15 protein-coding genes are annotated in these 15428 nt (G+C 73.4%); 6 read left to right on the top strand and 9 right to left on the bottom strand.

Annotated elements, in window-relative coordinates; all coding sequences use genetic code 11:
• Positions 1 to 32 precede the first annotated feature (32 nt).
• The 6 genes from AB0O53_RS02305 to AB0O53_RS02280 form a co-directional block, all read right to left on the bottom strand.
• Entirely contained in the window at positions 33 to 1820 is a 1788-nt protein-coding gene (locus AB0O53_RS02305) for an ABC transporter ATP-binding protein (protein ID WP_350989033.1), read from the bottom strand.
• 2 nt (positions 1821 to 1822) lie between these two features.
• Positions 1823 to 2881 (bottom strand): iron-siderophore ABC transporter substrate-binding protein, encoded by a 1059-nt coding sequence (locus AB0O53_RS02300; protein ID WP_350989031.1) that lies wholly within the window; start codon positions 2879 to 2881, stop codon positions 1823 to 1825.
• A 76-nt stretch (positions 2882 to 2957) separates the two neighbouring features.
• Positions 2958 to 3833, bottom strand: a complete 876-nt coding sequence (locus tag AB0O53_RS02295; protein WP_350989029.1) for an ABC transporter ATP-binding protein — start codon at positions 3831 to 3833, stop codon at positions 2958 to 2960.
• A 39-nt stretch (positions 3834 to 3872) separates the two neighbouring features.
• Positions 3873 to 4979: a FecCD family ABC transporter permease gene (locus tag AB0O53_RS02290; protein WP_403141597.1), complete on the bottom strand. Its 1107-nt coding sequence runs from the start codon at positions 4977 to 4979 to the stop codon at positions 3873 to 3875.
• Positions 4976 to 6037 (bottom strand): FecCD family ABC transporter permease, encoded by a 1062-nt coding sequence (locus tag AB0O53_RS02285; protein WP_350989027.1) that lies wholly within the window; start codon positions 6035 to 6037, stop codon positions 4976 to 4978. The genes AB0O53_RS02290 and AB0O53_RS02285 overlap by 4 nt, the downstream gene beginning before the upstream one ends.
• A 60-nt stretch (positions 6038 to 6097) precedes the next feature.
• Positions 6098 to 7456: a lysine N(6)-hydroxylase/L-ornithine N(5)-oxygenase family protein gene (locus AB0O53_RS02280; protein ID WP_350989025.1), complete on the bottom strand. Its 1359-nt coding sequence runs from the start codon at positions 7454 to 7456 to the stop codon at positions 6098 to 6100.
• A gap of 273 nt (positions 7457 to 7729) precedes the next feature.
• Between AB0O53_RS02280 and AB0O53_RS02275 the strand changes: the two genes are divergently transcribed.
• The 5 genes from AB0O53_RS02275 (at position 7730) to AB0O53_RS02255 (ending at position 12368) form a co-directional block, all read left to right on the top strand.
• Positions 7730 to 8677: a methionyl-tRNA formyltransferase gene (locus AB0O53_RS02275; RefSeq protein WP_365192785.1), complete on the top strand. Its 948-nt coding sequence runs from the start codon at positions 7730 to 7732 to the stop codon at positions 8675 to 8677.
• A gap of 120 nt (positions 8678 to 8797) precedes the next feature.
• The gene (locus tag AB0O53_RS02270; RefSeq protein WP_350989021.1) at positions 8798 to 9049 is read left to right on the top strand and encodes a hypothetical protein; all 252 of its coding nucleotides are present in this window, start codon (positions 8798 to 8800) and stop codon (positions 9047 to 9049) included.
• Entirely contained in the window at positions 9046 to 11391 is a 2346-nt protein-coding gene (locus AB0O53_RS02265; protein ID WP_365192783.1) for a heavy metal translocating P-type ATPase, read from the top strand. Before AB0O53_RS02270 ends, AB0O53_RS02265 begins: the two co-directional genes overlap by 4 nt.
• Positions 11388 to 11984, top strand: a complete 597-nt coding sequence (locus AB0O53_RS02260) for a copper chaperone PCu(A)C (RefSeq protein WP_350989019.1) — start codon at positions 11388 to 11390, stop codon at positions 11982 to 11984. Before AB0O53_RS02265 ends, AB0O53_RS02260 begins: the two co-directional genes overlap by 4 nt.
• Positions 11985 to 12119: 135 nt before the next feature.
• Positions 12120 to 12368: a DUF6296 family protein gene (locus AB0O53_RS02255; RefSeq protein WP_350989018.1), complete on the top strand. Its 249-nt coding sequence runs from the start codon at positions 12120 to 12122 to the stop codon at positions 12366 to 12368.
• Positions 12369 to 12501: 133 nt separating this feature from the next.
• Here AB0O53_RS02255 and AB0O53_RS02250 read toward each other — a convergent pair whose 3' ends face one another.
• The 3 genes from AB0O53_RS02250 to AB0O53_RS02240 all read right to left on the bottom strand — a co-directional run bounded on the left by AB0O53_RS02250 (position 12502) and on the right by AB0O53_RS02240 (position 15050).
• Entirely contained in the window at positions 12502 to 12900 is a 399-nt protein-coding gene (locus AB0O53_RS02250) for an ATP-binding protein (protein ID WP_350989016.1), read from the bottom strand.
• A gap of 190 nt (positions 12901 to 13090) precedes the next feature.
• The gene (locus AB0O53_RS02245) at positions 13091 to 13564 is read right to left on the bottom strand and encodes a hypothetical protein (protein ID WP_350989014.1); all 474 of its coding nucleotides are present in this window, start codon (positions 13562 to 13564) and stop codon (positions 13091 to 13093) included.
• 214 nt (positions 13565 to 13778) lie between these two features.
• Positions 13779 to 15050 (bottom strand): amidohydrolase, encoded by a 1272-nt coding sequence (locus AB0O53_RS02240; RefSeq protein WP_350989012.1) that lies wholly within the window; start codon positions 15048 to 15050, stop codon positions 13779 to 13781.
• Positions 15051 to 15214: 164 nt separating this feature from the next.
• Here AB0O53_RS02240 and AB0O53_RS02235 point away from each other — a divergent pair, with 164 nt between their 5' ends.
• The gene (locus tag AB0O53_RS02235) at positions 15215 to 15388 is read left to right on the top strand and encodes a thiazolylpeptide-type bacteriocin (protein ID WP_007268044.1); all 174 of its coding nucleotides are present in this window, start codon (positions 15215 to 15217) and stop codon (positions 15386 to 15388) included.
• The last annotated feature ends 40 nt before the right edge of the window (positions 15389 to 15428 follow it).

Raw genomic sequence — 15428 nt, 5'->3', positions numbered from 1 at the left:
CGGTCGCGGGTGGGGCGGGCCCAGGCCGTGTCCTAACTTCCCTCGCGCCAGGCGCGCCACAGTTGCGCGTAGCGGCCGCCCAGGACCACCAGTTCCTCGTGCGTGCCGTGCTCCACGACGCGGCCCGCGTCGAGCACGGCGATCCGGTCCGCCGCCATGGCCTGGGTCAGCCGGTGTGCGACGAACAGCGTGGTGCGGCCGGCGCATGCCGCGAGCACGGCCCGTTCCAGCTCGGCCGCGCCCTCGCTGCCCGCCTCCGCCGTGGACTCGTCGAGCACCACCACGGGCGAGCGGGCCAGGACCAGCCGGGCGAGTGCGATCTGGGCCACCTTGGTGACGTCCGGGCGTTCGCCGCCCTCGCCGACCGGGGTCTGCAGTCCCTCGGGCAGGGCGTCCACCCAGCCGTCGGCGCCGACCGTGCGCAGGGCGTCCGTCAGCTCGGCGTCGGTCGCCCCCGGTGCGGCCAGCCGCAGGTCGTCGGCGAGCGGGCCGGAGAAGACGTGGGTCTCCTGGGTCAGGATGCTCACCAGGGCGCGCGCCCCGGCCTCGTCCAGGCCGGCGAGGTCGGTGCCGCCGATGCGCACCGATCCGGCCTGCGGGGTCCCGATGCCCGCGACCAGCGCGGCCAGGGTCGACTTGCCGGCGCCCGTCGCGCCCACGAGGGCGAGCGAGCCGCCCGCCGGGATGGCCAGGTCGACGTCCTGGAGGACCGGCTGCTCGGTGCCGGGATAGCTGAAGGTCAGGCCCTTCACGGTCACCGGGTACGCCGCGTCGGCCGCGGGCGCCTCGGCCGGGGTGCCGACCAGCCGGTCCTCGGCGTCCTCCCCGAGGACCCCGACCAGCCGGGTCAGGCTCGCGCCCGACTTCTGCGCCTCGTCGAAGGTGAACATGATGGAACCCAGCGGGGTGAACAGCCGGTGGAAGAGCAGCGGGGCCGCGGAGACCTCGCCGAGGGTGGCGGCGTCGGCCTCCAGCAGGGCGTACCCCACGACGATGATGAGGACCAGTCCGATGAACTCGGCGCGGTTCTCGCGGCCGACGAACCGGCCGAAGAGGCGGAACACCTCGATGCCGAGTTCGCGGACCCGCCAGGACTCGGTGGTGACCTTCTCCCGGACGGCGCCTTCCAGGCGGTAGGCGCGGACCGTGTCGATCCCGTTGAGTCCGCTGATCAGGGCCTGGGCGCGGTCGGCCTGGACGGCCCGCTGCTGCTTGTAGAGCGGGGCGGAGCGGGGCAGGTACCAGCGCAGGGCGAGCGCGTACGCGGGCAGCGCGCCGGCTCCGGCCAGACCGAGCCGCCAGTCGAGGCCGAACATGCCGAGCGTGGCGATGACGACCAGCACGCCCGCCGAGAACACGGTGGGGACGGCCGTGCGGATGCCCCGGGACAGCACGGCGACGTCGTCGCCGACGCGGGACAGCACGTCTCCCCGGCCGACCTGTTCGATCCGGGCGCTCGGCATCGCCAGCACGGCCCGGACGGCGCCCTCGCGCAGCCGGGCGAGGAGGTCCGCGCCGAGCCGGCCGACGAGGTAGGTGGACAGGGCGGTGGCCGCCGCGCCGAGGAGCGCGGCGGCCACCATCAACACGCCCGTGGTGACGAGGATCGAGCGCGGTCCGCCCGCGACCACCCCGTCGACGACCCGGCCGAGCAGGAGCAGCGGGAGTACCTGGAGCGCCGCCCCGGCGACCGTGGTCAAGGCGGTGGCGGCCGTCAGCCAGGGCACCTCCCGGCAGTGCGCGGCCACCCAGCGGGTGGCCTCGCGTCCGGTGGTGGTGCGCAGGGTGGCCGGGGCGACGAGCGTGTCCGTGGTGCTCACACTCAGCCGGCCGACTTGACGAGTTCGTCGATCGCGTAGGGCAGGGAGAGCAGGGTGCCCTGGGACATGGCCGCGCCGACGGCCGGGCCCTCGCTGTCCAGGAGGTAGGAGACCTTCCCGTTCTTGACCGCGTTCAGGTTGGTGAACAGCTCGAACTTCTTCAGGGCTTCCTGGTCGGCCTTGTCGGCGATGACGAAGATGCGGTCGACGTCGACGAGGTCCATGCGCTCGGGGGAGAGCGTGGTGTAGAACTTGCCGTCGGCGATCTTGTCGATCTCGGTCTGGCCCTTGTAGCCGATGCCCGTCACCAGCCGGCCGCGCACGTCGGTGGTGGTGAAGGGGGCCACCGAGTCCTTGTACCAGGACAGCGCGACGGCGGTCTGGTTCGCGAAGTCGGGGTGCGCCTTCTTGGCCGCGTCGAGCTTGTCCTGGATGCCCTTGACGAGTTCGGTGCCCTTGGACTCCTGGCCCAGGGCCTTGGCGATGTGGACGGCGTTGTCCTGCCAGGGGGCGCTGAACGGCTCCTTCTCGGCCTTGGTGCGGCCCACCGTCGGCGCGATCTTGGTGAGCTTGTCGTAGGCGGCCTGGTCGATCTCGGAGTAGACCGCGATGATCAGGTCCGGCCGCAGGGCGGCGATCTTCTCGTAGTTCGGGCCGGCGTCGCCGTTGTTCATGACGACCTCGGGGCGGGCGTCGCCCCACTTGTCCTTCGTCCAGGGCCACTGGGTGTTGATGTCGGGACTGGTGCCGGGCGGGTTGGGGTACTGGTCGACCATGCCCACCGGCTTGGTGCCGAGGGCGAGGATGGCCTGGTCGTCGGTGTAGCCGACGGAGACGACCCGCTTCGGGGCCTTTTCGATCTTCGTCGATCCGAAGGCGTGCTCGACGGTGACCGGGAAGGTTCCGGCTGCGGCGGCCGGGGCGTCACCGCTCTTCTTGTCGGCCGGGTCCGCCGGGTCGGATCCGCATCCGGCCAGGAGGCCCACCCCGAGCGCGGTGGCGGACACCGCCGCCGCGACCCGCGCCCAGGGCTTCGTGACTGTCGATCGATGGAGAAGCATCCGCAATCCCTTGCTTTCGTGCTGTCCATTGCGCCCCCGGCCGAGGGCAGGCACACAGTATCGCGCTCAAGTGAGGCTAGCCTAGCCTTACTTCAACCGTATCTTTGTCCATCCGTTCCGGCCGCACGTGGGCGCGGCCGATCGGCACGATGAGGGGCCTGTCCCCCACCGGGTCGTCGATCACCTTGGCACGCAGTCCGAAGGCTTCGTGCAGGAGGTCCGCGGTGATGACCTCGCGCGGGTGCCCCTGCGCCAGGATCGATCCGGCCTTCATCACGATGAGGTTGTCGCTGTAACGGGTGGCCAGATTCAGGTCGTGCAGCACGAGGACGACCGTGCACCCGGACTCGTGGAGGTCGTCCACCAGATCGAGCACGTCGATGGCGTGCGCCAGGTCCAGGTAGGTGGTCGGCTCGTCCAGCAGCAGCAGGTCGGTGCCCTGCGCCAGGGTCATGGAGATCCACACGCGCTGGCGCTGGCCGCCGGAGAGCGCGTCGACGGGGCGGTCGGCCAGGTCGGACACCCCGGTCATGGCCAGCGCGCGCTCCACGACGGCGGCGTCGTCCGACGACCACTGCCGCAGCCAGCTCTGGTGGGGATGGCGGCCCCTGGCGACCAGGTCGGCCACCGTGAGCCCCTCCGGGGCCACCGGGGCCTGCGGCAGCAGGCCGAGCTTCTTGGCCACGTCCCTGGTCCTGAGCCGGGCGATGTCGTCGCCGTCGAGGACCACGGACCCCCGGGTCGGCTTGAGCAGCCGCGACAGGGTCCGCAGCAGGGTCGACTTCCCGCAGCCGTTGGAGCCGATGATCGTGGTGATCACCCGGGGCGGGATCGCCACGTCGAGGTCGTCGATGACGACCCGGCCCCCGTACCCGACCGTGACCCCTCTGGCGGCCAGCCGCGCGGGCTCCCCGCCCCCGGCCGCGCTCCCGGTGACGTCTTCGATGGCCACGGTTCCCCCTTGGTTCGTGCCTGCCCGGACATGTGTCGATCAACGAAGATTGGCCCGCACCAGGAGGTAGACCAGGAAGGGTCCGCCGATCGCGGCGGTGACCACGCCGACCGGCAGGGTGATCGGCAGTGCCGTACGCGCGAGAAGGTCCGCGCCGATCAGCAGCAGCGCACCGGTCAGGCCCGAGGCCGCCATCGGCGGCGTCGGGCACCTCGTCAGGCGCATCGCCACCTGCGGTGCCACCAGCGCGACGAAGGAGACGGGCCCGGCCGCGCTCACCGCGACCCCGGCCAGCAGCACCGCGCACAGCAGCAGGACGGCACGCACCACCGTGTACCGCACGCCCAGGCCCGCGGCCACGTCGTCGCCGAGGTGCAGCGGCTTGAACTGGAACGCCGCGCCCGCGACGACGACCGCGAGGACGAGCGTGCACCAGAGCGCCACCCGTACGTCCTCCCAGGAGCGGTTGTCCAGCGAGCCGATCAGCCAGGCCTGCGCCCGGGCCACGTCCCTGATGTCGGCGGTCACCAGCAGCCAGGTGGTGACCGCCTCCATGACCGCGCTCACGGAGAGGCCGATGAGGATGAGCCGGAAGCCGTCGATCCCCCGGCGCCACGCCAGGACGTAGACCAGGAGCCCCGTGCCGAGACCACCCGCAAGGGCGGCCCCGGACAGGCCCACGGAGTTGACGACGGCCGTGGCCGTCCCGCCCGACACCGTCACCAGGAACACCGCGACCGCCCCGGCGCCCCAGGTGATGCCGAGGATGTCCGGACTGGCCAGCGGGTTGCGTGCGACGGACTGGGTGATCGCGCCGGACATGCCCAGCGCGATACCCACGACGCAGCCGGCCAGGGCCCGGGGCATCCGCAGGTCCATGACCACGAACTCGTCGACCTGCTCGCCCCGGCCCAGGATCGTGGCGACCACCTGGGGCAGGCCGATGGGGAAGTCCCCGACGCCGATGGACAGGCAGAAGAGGAGGAACGTGGCCGCCGCCAGCAGGAGCGTGACGCAGACCGGCCAGGGCCGCCAGACGAACGACACCCGGCCGATCCGCACTCCGGGGGCCACCGACGGCTTCGCCCGTGCCACGTCCACGTCGGTCACGCTCATGCCGCTCACGTCCATGCCGGTCCCGTTCATGCGCTCTTGAACTTTCCGCGCCACACCAGCACCGCGAAGAAGGGGGCGCCGAGGAGCGCCACGACGACACCCGCGTCCAGTTCACCCGGCCTGACCACCAGGCGCCCGGCGATGTCGCAGACCAGCAGGACGATGGCGCCGAGGAGACCCGCGTACGGCACCAGCCAGCGGTAGTCCGGGCCGGTGAGGTAGCGGGCCACGTGGGCCACCATGAGTCCGAGGAACGCGATGGAGCCGCACGCCGCGGTCGCCGCGCCCGCGAGCAGGGTGATGGCGATGATGCCGATGGTCCGGTGCAGGGCGATGTTGACGCCCAGGCCCCGCGCCACGTCGTCGCCCAGGTTGAGCAGGTTGATGGCGGGCAGCGTGGTCAGCGCCAGCAGCAGCCCGGCCGCGATGAAGGCGGTCACCGGCCAGATGACGCCGAATCCGACGCCGGCCACCGAGCCCGCGTTCCAGAAGCGCAGCGCGTTCAGCGACGCCTTGTCGGACAGGGCGACCGCCGTGGTCATGGCCGCGAGGAACACGGTGACGCCCTGCCCGGCCAGTGCCAGCGTCAGCGGGTTGCCGGCTCCCCGCCCGATGCTGGCCAGCCCGAACACCAGGACGCCCGCGACCGCCGCCCCGGCGAAGGCGAACCAGACGTACTGGAACGGGTTCGCGAAGCCGAAGACGGCGATCACCGAGACGACGGCGAACGAGGCGCCCGCGTTGACCCCCAGCAGGCCGGTGTCGGCGATCGGGTTGCGGGTGTACCCCTGGATCAGCGCCCCGCCGACCCCGAGGGCCACCCCGGCCACCGTGGCGAGCACCGTGCGGGGGACCCGCACGGTCTGGACGATGAGCCGGATCTCGGTGAGCCGGTGGTCGCCGCCGCCCGGCCCGGCCGACAGGCCGTACCAGACCTCGGACGGGCTGAGCCCGCGCGCACCGACGCCCAACGACACCACCATCGCGGTCAGGAGGATCAGCACGAGCGTCACCGAACCGACAACTCGCCGCCTGCGCGCCCGTGTTGTGCCCTGGGGCACGGGGCGTTCCACTGCAATCGTGCCCATGTCGCCGTACGTTATCCCTTCGGTCCACCGGTGGACTGGAGTCAGTGGAATGGGCGCCGGTCAGCGGGCGGCGGTGCTGCCGGTGCCCCCGGCGACCGTACGGGCCTCGTCGGAGCCGGACTTCAGGCCGCGCCCGAGGAGCGAGTCCAGGATCTCGCCGACCCTGACGGCGGTGTTGGACAGCAGGGAGGAGGTGATGCCGTGCGTGTGCTCCGTCCCGCCCTGCACGTAGATGCCGCAGCGCAGCGCGGGATCGGTCGCGATGCGGTAGTCGCGCTCGACCCGGACGCGGCCCTCGTCGTCGCGCAGGCACCGCTCGGCGGCCTCGCCGAGCAGGCCGAGGGGGTCGGCGGGGCGGTACCCGGTCGCGAAGACCACGACGTCCGCGTCCAGCCGGGTCTCCTCGCCGGTGACGAGGGACCGCACGGTCGTGCGGACGCCCGCCGGGGTCTCCCTGACGCTCGTCAGCCGGGAGACGTTGAGGAAGCGGAGGCGTTCGGTGCCCAGGACCTTCTCCTGGTACATCTGCCGGTACAGGTCGTCGATGAGGTCGATGTCCACCACGGAGTAGTTGGTGTTGCCGTGGTAGTCCATGAGCCGGCGCTTGACGTCCTCGGGCGCGGCGAAGAACTCCCCCACCGCGTCCGGGTCGAAGATCCGGTTGGCGAAGCCGCTGTCGTCGGCGGGGCTGTACCCGTAGCGGGAGAAGACGGCGCACACCTCGGCCCCGGGGAAGCGGCGGTGCAGGTAGGCGACGTTCTCGGCGGCGCTCTGCCCGGCGCCGACGACGACGAACCGGGAGGGGGCGGCGCCGTCCATGCCGTCGACCTTCGTCAGCAGGTCGCAGTTGTGCCAGACGCGGTCGGTGCGCTCCACGCCGTCCGGCATGAAGGGGCGCAGTCCCGTGCCTATGACGACGTTGCGGGTCCGGTGGAGGGCGAGCCCCTCGCCGGAGCGGACGGTGACGTCCAGGTAGTCCACGACTCCGTCCCGGACGACGGGGGTGACCCCGACGACCTCGTGGCCGTAGGAGACCATGCCGTCGACCTTGGCCGCGGCCCACTCGAAGTAGTCGTGGAACTCCACGCGCAGCGGGAAGAGGTTCTTGTGGTTGATGAAGTCGATCAACCGCCCCTTGCTCTTGAGGTAGCACAGGAAGCTGAACTCGCTCGCCGGGTTCCGCAGCGTCACCAGGTCCTTGAGGAAGCTGACCTGCATCGTCGCGTCGTCGATGAGCATTCCGCGGTGCCAGCCGAAGCGTGGCTGCTGTTCGAAGAAGTGGGCGCTGACCGCTTCCTGTCCGCCGACGCGTAAGTTGTGCTCGCTGACCGCGATCGCCATGGCCACGTTGGACGGCCCGAAGCCGATTCCGATGAGATCGTGGACGACTGGGGCTTCGCCAGGACGAACCTGTGCCATGTCACTCCCATCCTGCGAGGGCGGCCGGCGCGCCGTGGGGACGCGCGGCCGTCGGTCCGGCATCGCCGGGCCCGGAATGCGGGCATGCCGACGAAGCCACGACCATGAGACTTAGGCAAGGCTAAGCTCATTCCGAGGACACTGTCGATAGACAAAACGGACGGTCACCCTTCCGGGCGATCTTCAACTCCCGTACGCATGCGGGCCATTGCAGGCTTAGGCAAGCCTTGCTTTACTCGACATGACCAACCCCCTGCGCTGAGGAGGAACCCCATGCGGGTCGTCATGTTCGGTTACCAGACCTGGGGGCACCGCACCCTGCAAGCCCTCCTGGACTCCGAGCACGACGTGGTCCTGGTCGTGACGCACCCCAAGAGCGACCACGTGTACGAGAAGATCTGGAGCGACTCCGTCGCCGACCTCGCCGAGGAGCACGGGGTCCCCGTGCTGCTGCGCAACCGCCCCGACGACGACGAGCTGTTGACCCGCCTCAAGGAGGCGGCCCCGGACATCATCGTCGCCAACAACTGGCGGACCTGGCTCCCGCCGCGCGTGTTCAACCTCCCGCGCCACGGCACCCTGAACGTGCACGACTCGCTGCTGCCGAAGTACGCCGGCTTCTCGCCCCTGATCTGGGCGCTGATCAACGGCGAGACCGAAGTGGGCGTCACCGCGCACATGATGAACGACGAGCTCGACGCCGGCGACATCGTGCGGCAGGAGGCCGTACCGGTGGGGCCGAAGGACACCGCCACCGACCTCTTCCACCGCACCGTCGACCTCATCGCGCCGGTCACCGTCGGCGCGCTCGACCTCATCGCCTCCGGGCAGCGGGAGTTCGTCCGCCAGGACCGCTCCCGGGCCAGCTTCTTCCACAAGCGCTCCGTCGAGGACAGCCGCATCGACTGGACCTGGTCCGCACAGGAGCTGGACCGTCTGGTCCGCGCCCAGTCCGAGCCGTACCCCAGCGCCTTCACCTTCCACCGGGGCAGGAGGATCGAGATCCTGGCCGCCTTCGTGTCGGAGGGCCGCTACGGCGGCACGCCCGGCCGCGTCTTCTACCGCGAGGGCGACGGCGTGGTGATCGTCGCGGGCGCCGAGGCCCGCTACGGCCGCAGTCACGGACTGGCCATCACCCGGGTGCGGACCGAGGACGGCCGCGAGCTGCCCGCCGCCGAGTACTTCACCTCGATGGGCGGGTATCTGACCGCGCGGCCCTGACCGCCGGACATCCGGGCTGCCGGAGATCCGCGGGAACCGGGCGGGCATCGCGTCCGACCACCTGCGCGGAACCGGCGGGGCGTCGACCCCGTGAGCGAATCCTCGGATCAGGGAATGTCGATGACCGAAGAACAGCAGTCCGCAGTCCGCCCGCCCGCGTCCAGGGGGCGGTGGGGCCCTCCGCCGGCGCTGACCGGCTTCGTGGCGCTGCTCCTGGGGATGTTCGCCCTCGCGTACGGGGTCGGGTCGGCGGCCGGTCCGGTGGCGCCCGGCATGCGCAGCACCGTCGGCGACGCCGGCCCCGCCGAGCCGGGCGGCGGCATGGGCGGCATGAGCGGTGGCATGGGCGGCATGAACGGCGGCGCGCGATGACGGCGGAGGGGGGCACGGTCGCCGGGGTGAGCACCGACCTCGTCGTGCGGGGCATGACCTGTGCGGCGTGCGTGAACCGGGTCGAGAAGCGGCTGTCCCGCATCGGCGGAGTGACGGCCTCGGTGAACCTGGCCACCGGCCGGGCCCGCGTCCACCACCCGGCGGACGTCACGGTGGAGGAGCTCTTGGCCGCCGTCGAAAAGGCCGGGTACGAGACCGAGTGGGTGCCGCCGCCCGTGCCGCGGGCCGCCGCACCGCGGGCCACGCCCGGCCCGACGGCTCCGCACGATCCGGCGGCTCCGGCCGCCCCCGACGATCCTGCCGGTCCGACGCCGGAGGAGGCCCGCAAGGACCGCGAACGCCTCCTGATCACCGCGCTGCTCTGTCTGCCGGTCCTGGTCCTGTCGATGGTCCCCGCCCTGCAGTTCCGCAACTGGCAGTGGCTGTGCCTGGTACTGGCCGCCCCCGTGGTCGTCTGGAGCGCCTGGCCGTTCCACCTGAGGGCGGCCCGCGGACTGCGCCACTCGGCGGCCACCATGGACACCCTCGTCTCGCTCGGCGTCCTCGCGTCCTTCGCCTGGTCCCTCTACGCGCTGTTCCTCGGCGGCGCGGGCGATCCCGGCATGCGGATGCCGTTCAGCCTCCTGCCCTCGGCCGGGACGGAGGTCGCGCACGTCTACCTCGAGGCGGCGGTCGCCGTCCCCCTCTTCGTGCTGACCGGCCGCCACCTGGAGGCGCGGGCCCGGCGCGGCACGGGGGCGGCACTGCGCTCCCTCGCCGGGCTGGCGGCCAAGGACGTCACGGTGCGCGAGGACGGCAGGGAGCGCCTGCTGCCCATAGCTGAGCTCGTACCGGGCCAGGGGTTCGTCGTCCGGCCCGGGGAGCGGGTCGCCACCGACGGCGTCGTGGTCTCCGGCAGCTCGGCCCTGGACCTGTCGCTGATCACCGGCGAGAGCGAGCCCGTCGAGGTGGGCCCCGGCCGGGCGGTCGTGGGCGGCGCCGTCAACATGGGCGGGCTGCTCCTCGTCCGGGCCACGGCGGTCGGCGCGGACACCCGGCTGGCCCGGATCACGCACCTGGTCACCGAGGCGCAGGCGGGCAAGGCACGGGCGCAGCGCCTGGCCGACAAGGTGGCCGGCGTCTTCGTCCCGGTGGTGCTGTCGCTGGCGGTCACCGTGCTGGGCTTCTGGCTGGGCGCGGGGGCCGATCCCCAGGCCGCGGTCACCGCGGCCGTCGCGATCCTCGTCGTGGCCTGTCCGTGCGCCCTGGGCCTGGCCACCCCCACCGCCCTCATGGCCGCCACCGGCCGTGGCGCGCGCCTCGGCATCCTGGTCAAGGGGCCGCAGTCGCTGGAGGCCCTGCGGCACGTCGACGTGATCGTGCTGGACAAGACGGGCACCCTCACCACGGGCCACATGTCCGTCGTACGGGTCACGGAGACCGCCGGCGGCATCGGCCGGGACGCGGCCGTCCGGCTGGCCGGGGCCGTGGAGCAGGGCTCCGAGCACCCGCTGGGCCGCGCCGTCGTCACGTACGCGCAGCGCGCCGCCGCCGCCCGGGGCCCGCTGCCCGAGGTCGCCGGCTTCCTGGCCGTCCCCGGCAGCGGGGTCACGGGGATCGTGGAGGGCCGCCGGGTGGAGGTACGCACTCCGGGCGAGGGACTGCCCGCGTCGCTGGCGCAGGCCCTGGCCGAGGCGGAGGCCGCCGCGCTCACCCCCGTCCTGGTCCGGGTGGACGGGTTCGACGAGGCGCTCATCGCGCTGGGCGACGGCCTGCGGCCCGGCAGCTACCGGGCGGTCGACCGGCTGCGCCGTCTCGGCGTGGAGCCGGTCCTGGCCACCGGCGACCGGGAGGCCACCGCGCGGGCCGTGGCCCGCGAGCTCGGCATCACGGAGGTCCACGCGCACTGCAGCCCGGAGGGCAAGGCCGCGCTGGTGCGGCGGCTGCGGGGCGGGGGCCGCCGGGTGGCCGTGATCGGGGACGGGGTCAACGACGCCGCGGCCCTGGCGGAGGCGGACCTCGGGATCGCGATGGGCAGCGGCACGGACGTGGCCATCGGGGCCGCCGACGTAACCCTCGTACGAGGTGACATCGAGGCCGTGGCCGACGCGGTCCGCCTCGCCCGGCGCACCCTGGCGACGATCCGGCTCAACCTGGTCTGGGCGTTCGGCTACAACGCGGTGACCGTCCCCCTGGCGGCCGTAGGCCTGCTGGGCCCGATGCTGGCCGCGGCGGCGATGTCCGCCAGCTCGGTCCTCGTGGTGGCCAACAGCCTGCGCCTGCGCACCTGGCAGCCCGCGCCGAAACGCCCGGGCTCCCCCGCCGGAAGGGCGTCCCGATGAGGAACGCCTTCGTACGGACGGTGAACGGCCCGGTGGGCAGGACGGTGCGGCGGGCCGTGGCCCGGGCCGCAGCCCGGGCGGTGAAGGCGGCGGCGGAGGTCCGCGGGCCGGGCCGCCGGGGCCTGCGCGAGGGGCTGCTCGCCACGCTGGTTCCCGTGATGGCCTGCATGACGATGCTGGTGGCCCTGACGGCCTGGACCAGGGCGGGGGCCGCGGGGACTCCGGCGCGGATCGACGTCGGCGTGGGACGGGTCTTCCTCCCGTACGCCGGCCGGGAGCGCACCGCGGCCTTCTTCCGGATCGCCAACACCGGCGGATCCGACGACCAGCTGGTCTCGGTGACCTCGCCGGCCGCGGACGAGATCATGCTGAACCGGCACGAACGCGTCGGCGAGGGCGGCGACACGATGCGCGCGGTGCCGTCGGCGAACATCCCGGCGGGGTCGGTCGTGCACATGACGCCGAGCACCCTGGACCTGATGGTCAGGGTGAAGACCCGCCGCCAGGTGGGCGACGCCATCCCGTTCGTCCTGCACTTCCGCCGCAGCGGCCCGGTGGACGCGGTGGCGTTCGTGGTGCGCCCCGGCAGCTGAGCGGTGCGCGGCGGCCGGGCCCGGCTCCGGGGCCCGCTTCCGGCCAGGACAGAGCGACGGGCCGGGCTTAGCGTGGCAGGTGGGAAGTCGGCCACCCGCCGGCGAACGGCAGTCGTCACGGCAGGAGGGTCGGCCATGAGCACGGTGCACGGGGACGCGGACGCGGAGGCCTACGAGGTGGTCTTCGCGGCCGCGGACGGGGTCGGGGAGGACGTCGTCCGGATGACCCGCACCCCCGCGGCGGGACCGGGTGGACACCCCGTCTACGAGGACGCCACCGGCATCGTCCGCGCGGAGATCAGCAGCGGCGGCGAGGTACGGGTGCTGGCCACGAGCGGGGGCCAGCAGCCGGCCCGCGTGCTGCGGGCCCGGGCGGTGACCTGAGGCAGCCCGCGGCCACCGGGAGTCACCGGGCGCGGACACCGATGGTTCCACCGTCCGGCCGAAGCCGGCCCGGGCACGGCATCGCGGATCCCCCGCCCGGCCGCGCGGAGCGCCCGGCGGCGGGACCCGGCCGTCAGCGGGGGACGCGGACGTGGATGGTCTTCCCTCCCGCCGCGTGGTGGCGGATCCCCACATCGGTCCCCAGCCGGTTGACCAGGTGCCATCCCCAGCCGCCCTCGCCGCGCCGGTCGGGCTGCCGGGCCCGGGGCTCCTCGCTGCTGGTGTCCGAGACCTCGATGTCGATCCCGTCGGAGACGAGGCAGACCTCCAGCATGCAGCCGCCGCCCGTGTGGCGGACCGCGTTGGTGACGAGTTCGCTGATCAGCAGGAGTGCCGTGTCCAGCGCGAGCGGCGGGAGGCATTCCTCATCGCCCCCCGCCGTCCCGGAGAGGTGGGACCGGGCAGCGCGCCGGGCCTGCGCGGCGGCGCTCCGGCCGTGCAGGTCGAGGTGCAGCATCAGCTGGAGCGGCATGAACCACCCTCCTGAACCCATAGACAATCACCGCATTCCCGGAAATCTCCGGTATTGCGCTTCCGCCTGTGCGCCTGCCCGGCCGTTCCCGCTTTCACTCACCCGGCCCGGACCCGTGGCTCTGCGCGCAGCTCCCGGGACACCGGGTAGCCGCCCGACCGGGCGGCGCCGGTTCACGTGGAGCGTCGGTTCACGTGGAGTGGGACACGATCTGGGTGACGACCCACACGGCCCACGCCAGGGGTATGAGGGTCACGTAGGTGAGCGGCCGGCGCAGGACCGGCGGGCCGGTGTCGAGGTGGGTGCGGCCCGGGGCGGGGTCCGAGGGCGGCAGTGCCCGGTACTTGAGGTGGGCGACCAGGTTCCACACGAGCGTGAGCGGGTTGAGGATCACCAGGGAGAGCGGTCCCCACCAGCCGATGATGAGGGTCCGGTAGGTCATCTGCCGGACGACGGCCAGGCCGCAGTCCCGGCAGAAGGGTCCGTCCAGGTGCTGGAACCTCATCATGATCAGGACGCCCGTGTGGGAGCGGACCTTGAAGTCCACGGCGGTCGGCCCGCCGCAGGCACGGCAGGGCGCGGGGAGCGCCCGGCCTGCGGGGGCGGTCTCGTACGGGTTGCCGGTCACGGGGCCGTGGCCGGCGGGGTGGTGCGGTGCTGCCATGGTGAAACGGTTCTCCAAGTCTGCTCGTGCGTACCGGCGACAGGCGCAGCGGGCAGGCACTCGCCGGGGGCCGGACGACTGCGCCGACCGCGGCGGCCGAGTACAAGGGCTGGGACGAGCGGACCGGAGTCGGCGGTTCCATCAACTGCCGTGCCCTTCGGCCCCGGCGGGGCGGGCCTTGGACTGCCTGCGGGCGGGGCCGTTCGTGACCGGTTCACGGGGGGCCGAGCCGGGCCAGCGCCGCGGCGGTCAGGGCGCGGACGGCGGCCGGGAGGGCGGTGCGGGCGTCCGGGGCGAAGTCCGGTGCGTGGTTGGCGGGGAGGGCCGCCAGCTTCTCCGCCGCCGTCGAACCCGGTGCGCGGGACCAGGCGGCCGGGCCGGCCGTGCCCAGCATCCAGTAGCCGAGCCGGATGCCCCGCTCGCCGTGCACGTCCACGCCCGCGTCGCCGAAGAGCGCGAAGTCCTCCGTCGCGAGCGAGGGCGGCCACATCGCCACCCGCTCCGGCCCGAACTCGGCCGTGTGCGCCTCCCGCAGAGCCGCCGTCAGCGCCGGATCCGGGTGGGTGACGGGAGAGGCGGAGAGCCGGAGGATCTCCGGGTCCCGGGGGCAGGCCGCGGCGGCGCACTCCGCGCGTACGATCCGCTCCACGGCCGCGGCCGCCCGGGCCAGCGAGGCCTCGCTCACCGCCCGGACGGTGAGGGCCAGTTCGGCGCGGTCCGGGATCACGTTCGCCCGTTCCCCGGCCCGGAACGAACCCACGGTCACCGCCACCTGGTCCGCCGGCGCGGCCTCCCTCGCCACCACCGTCTGCAGCCTGGTCACCACGTGCGCGGCCGCCACCACCGGGTCCACGGCGAGGTGCGGGGCGCCCGCGTGCCCGCCACGGCCGTGCACCACCACCCGGAAGGTGACACTGCCCGCCGTCACGGGCCCGTACCCGTGGGCGACCATCCCGGCCGGCAGCGGCGCCGCGTGCTGCGCCAGGACGTCGTCGGGCCGCCCGCACCGCCGGTAGAGGCCGTCGGCGAGCATCGCCCGGGCTCCCTCCAGCGTCTCCTCGGCGGGCTGCCCGGCCACGACGAGGGTGCCGCGCCAGGACCGGGGCGCCCGCGCGAGCAGCAGGGCCGTGCCCGCCGCGGCGGCCAGGTGCAGGTCGTGCCCGCAGGCGTGGGCCGCCTCCCCGTCGGCCGCGTACGGCAGTCCGGTCGTCTCCCGGACCGGCAGGGCGTCCAGTTCGGCCCGCAGCAGGACGGTGGGCCCGGCCCCGTTGCGCAGGACACCGGCCACGCCGTGCCCGCCGATGCCGCGCGTGGTCGCGTACCCCGCCGACTCCAGCCGTGCGGCGAACCGCTCCGCCGTACGCCGCTCCTCCCCCGACAGCTCCGGGTCGCGGTGCAGTTCCAGGTAGAAGGCCGTCAGGTCGCGCAGGTGCGCGCCGAGCCGGGCGAGCGGCGCGGCGGGGGCTTCGGGGGCGTGGCCGGTCATGGAGCCATGATCGGGCGGCGGGTCCGGAGCGGTCACGGCAGGGCGCTGACACGTCGTGACAGAGGAGTGTCAGCGGTACGGGGGGTCCGGTGACGGCGCCACCCGCTCTGATGGGTGCAGGCGCGGCGCACCCCGGCGCCGTCCCCTCACCCCAAGGAGCCACCATGGAGAAGTCGCCCCTCGCCTCGCTCGCGGACGAGATCCTGGAGCTGGAGTCGGAGACCTTCGAGATCTCCGACTACTCGGACGCCAGCGAGGTCGTGCTCGCCGGTTCCACGAGCTGCAGCTCCACCTCGACCTGTTCCTCGACCACCAGCACCACCTCCTGCTCGGCCTGACCCGCCGGGCCGAGGACACCCGGATGCCCCGGTCCCCCGC

Source organism: Streptomyces erythrochromogenes, from assembly GCF_040684695.1.
Classification (GTDB): domain Bacteria; phylum Actinomycetota; class Actinomycetes; order Streptomycetales; family Streptomycetaceae; genus Streptomyces; species Streptomyces erythrochromogenes_C.
Note: the sequence above shows the minus strand (reverse complement) of the source record. Positions and strands in the feature narration are given on the sequence as shown.

What these genes read in the sequence shown, in the direction of transcription:
- AB0O53_RS02290 (WP_403141597.1), bottom strand. Translation starts at nt 4,979, where the DNA reads ATGAACGGGACCGGCATGGACGTGAGCGGCATGAGCGTGACCGACGTG.
- AB0O53_RS02235 (WP_007268044.1), top strand. Translation starts at nt 15,215, where the DNA reads ATGGAGAAGTCGCCCCTCGCCTCGCTCGCGGACGAGATCCTGGAGCTG.
- AB0O53_RS02280 (WP_350989025.1), bottom strand. Translation starts at nt 7,456, where the DNA reads ATGGCACAGGTTCGTCCTGGCGAAGCCCCAGTCGTCCACGATCTCATC.
- AB0O53_RS02240 (WP_350989012.1), bottom strand. Translation starts at nt 15,050, where the DNA reads ATGACCGGCCACGCCCCCGAAGCCCCCGCCGCGCCGCTCGCCCGGCTC.
- AB0O53_RS02245 (WP_350989014.1), bottom strand. Translation starts at nt 13,564, where the DNA reads ATGGCAGCACCGCACCACCCCGCCGGCCACGGCCCCGTGACCGGCAAC.
- AB0O53_RS02270 (WP_350989021.1), top strand. Translation starts at nt 8,798, where the DNA reads ATGACCGAAGAACAGCAGTCCGCAGTCCGCCCGCCCGCGTCCAGGGGG.
- AB0O53_RS02300 (WP_350989031.1), bottom strand. Translation starts at nt 2,881, where the DNA reads ATGCTTCTCCATCGATCGACAGTCACGAAGCCCTGGGCGCGGGTCGCG.
- AB0O53_RS02265 (WP_365192783.1), top strand. Translation starts at nt 9,046, where the DNA reads ATGACGGCGGAGGGGGGCACGGTCGCCGGGGTGAGCACCGACCTCGTC.
- AB0O53_RS02250 (WP_350989016.1), bottom strand. Translation starts at nt 12,900, where the DNA reads ATGCCGCTCCAGCTGATGCTGCACCTCGACCTGCACGGCCGGAGCGCC.
- AB0O53_RS02275 (WP_365192785.1), top strand. Translation starts at nt 7,730, where the DNA reads ATGCGGGTCGTCATGTTCGGTTACCAGACCTGGGGGCACCGCACCCTG.
- AB0O53_RS02260 (WP_350989019.1), top strand. Translation starts at nt 11,388, where the DNA reads ATGAGGAACGCCTTCGTACGGACGGTGAACGGCCCGGTGGGCAGGACG.
- AB0O53_RS02285 (WP_350989027.1), bottom strand. Translation starts at nt 6,037, where the DNA reads ATGGGCACGATTGCAGTGGAACGCCCCGTGCCCCAGGGCACAACACGG.
- AB0O53_RS02255 (WP_350989018.1), top strand. Translation starts at nt 12,120, where the DNA reads ATGAGCACGGTGCACGGGGACGCGGACGCGGAGGCCTACGAGGTGGTC.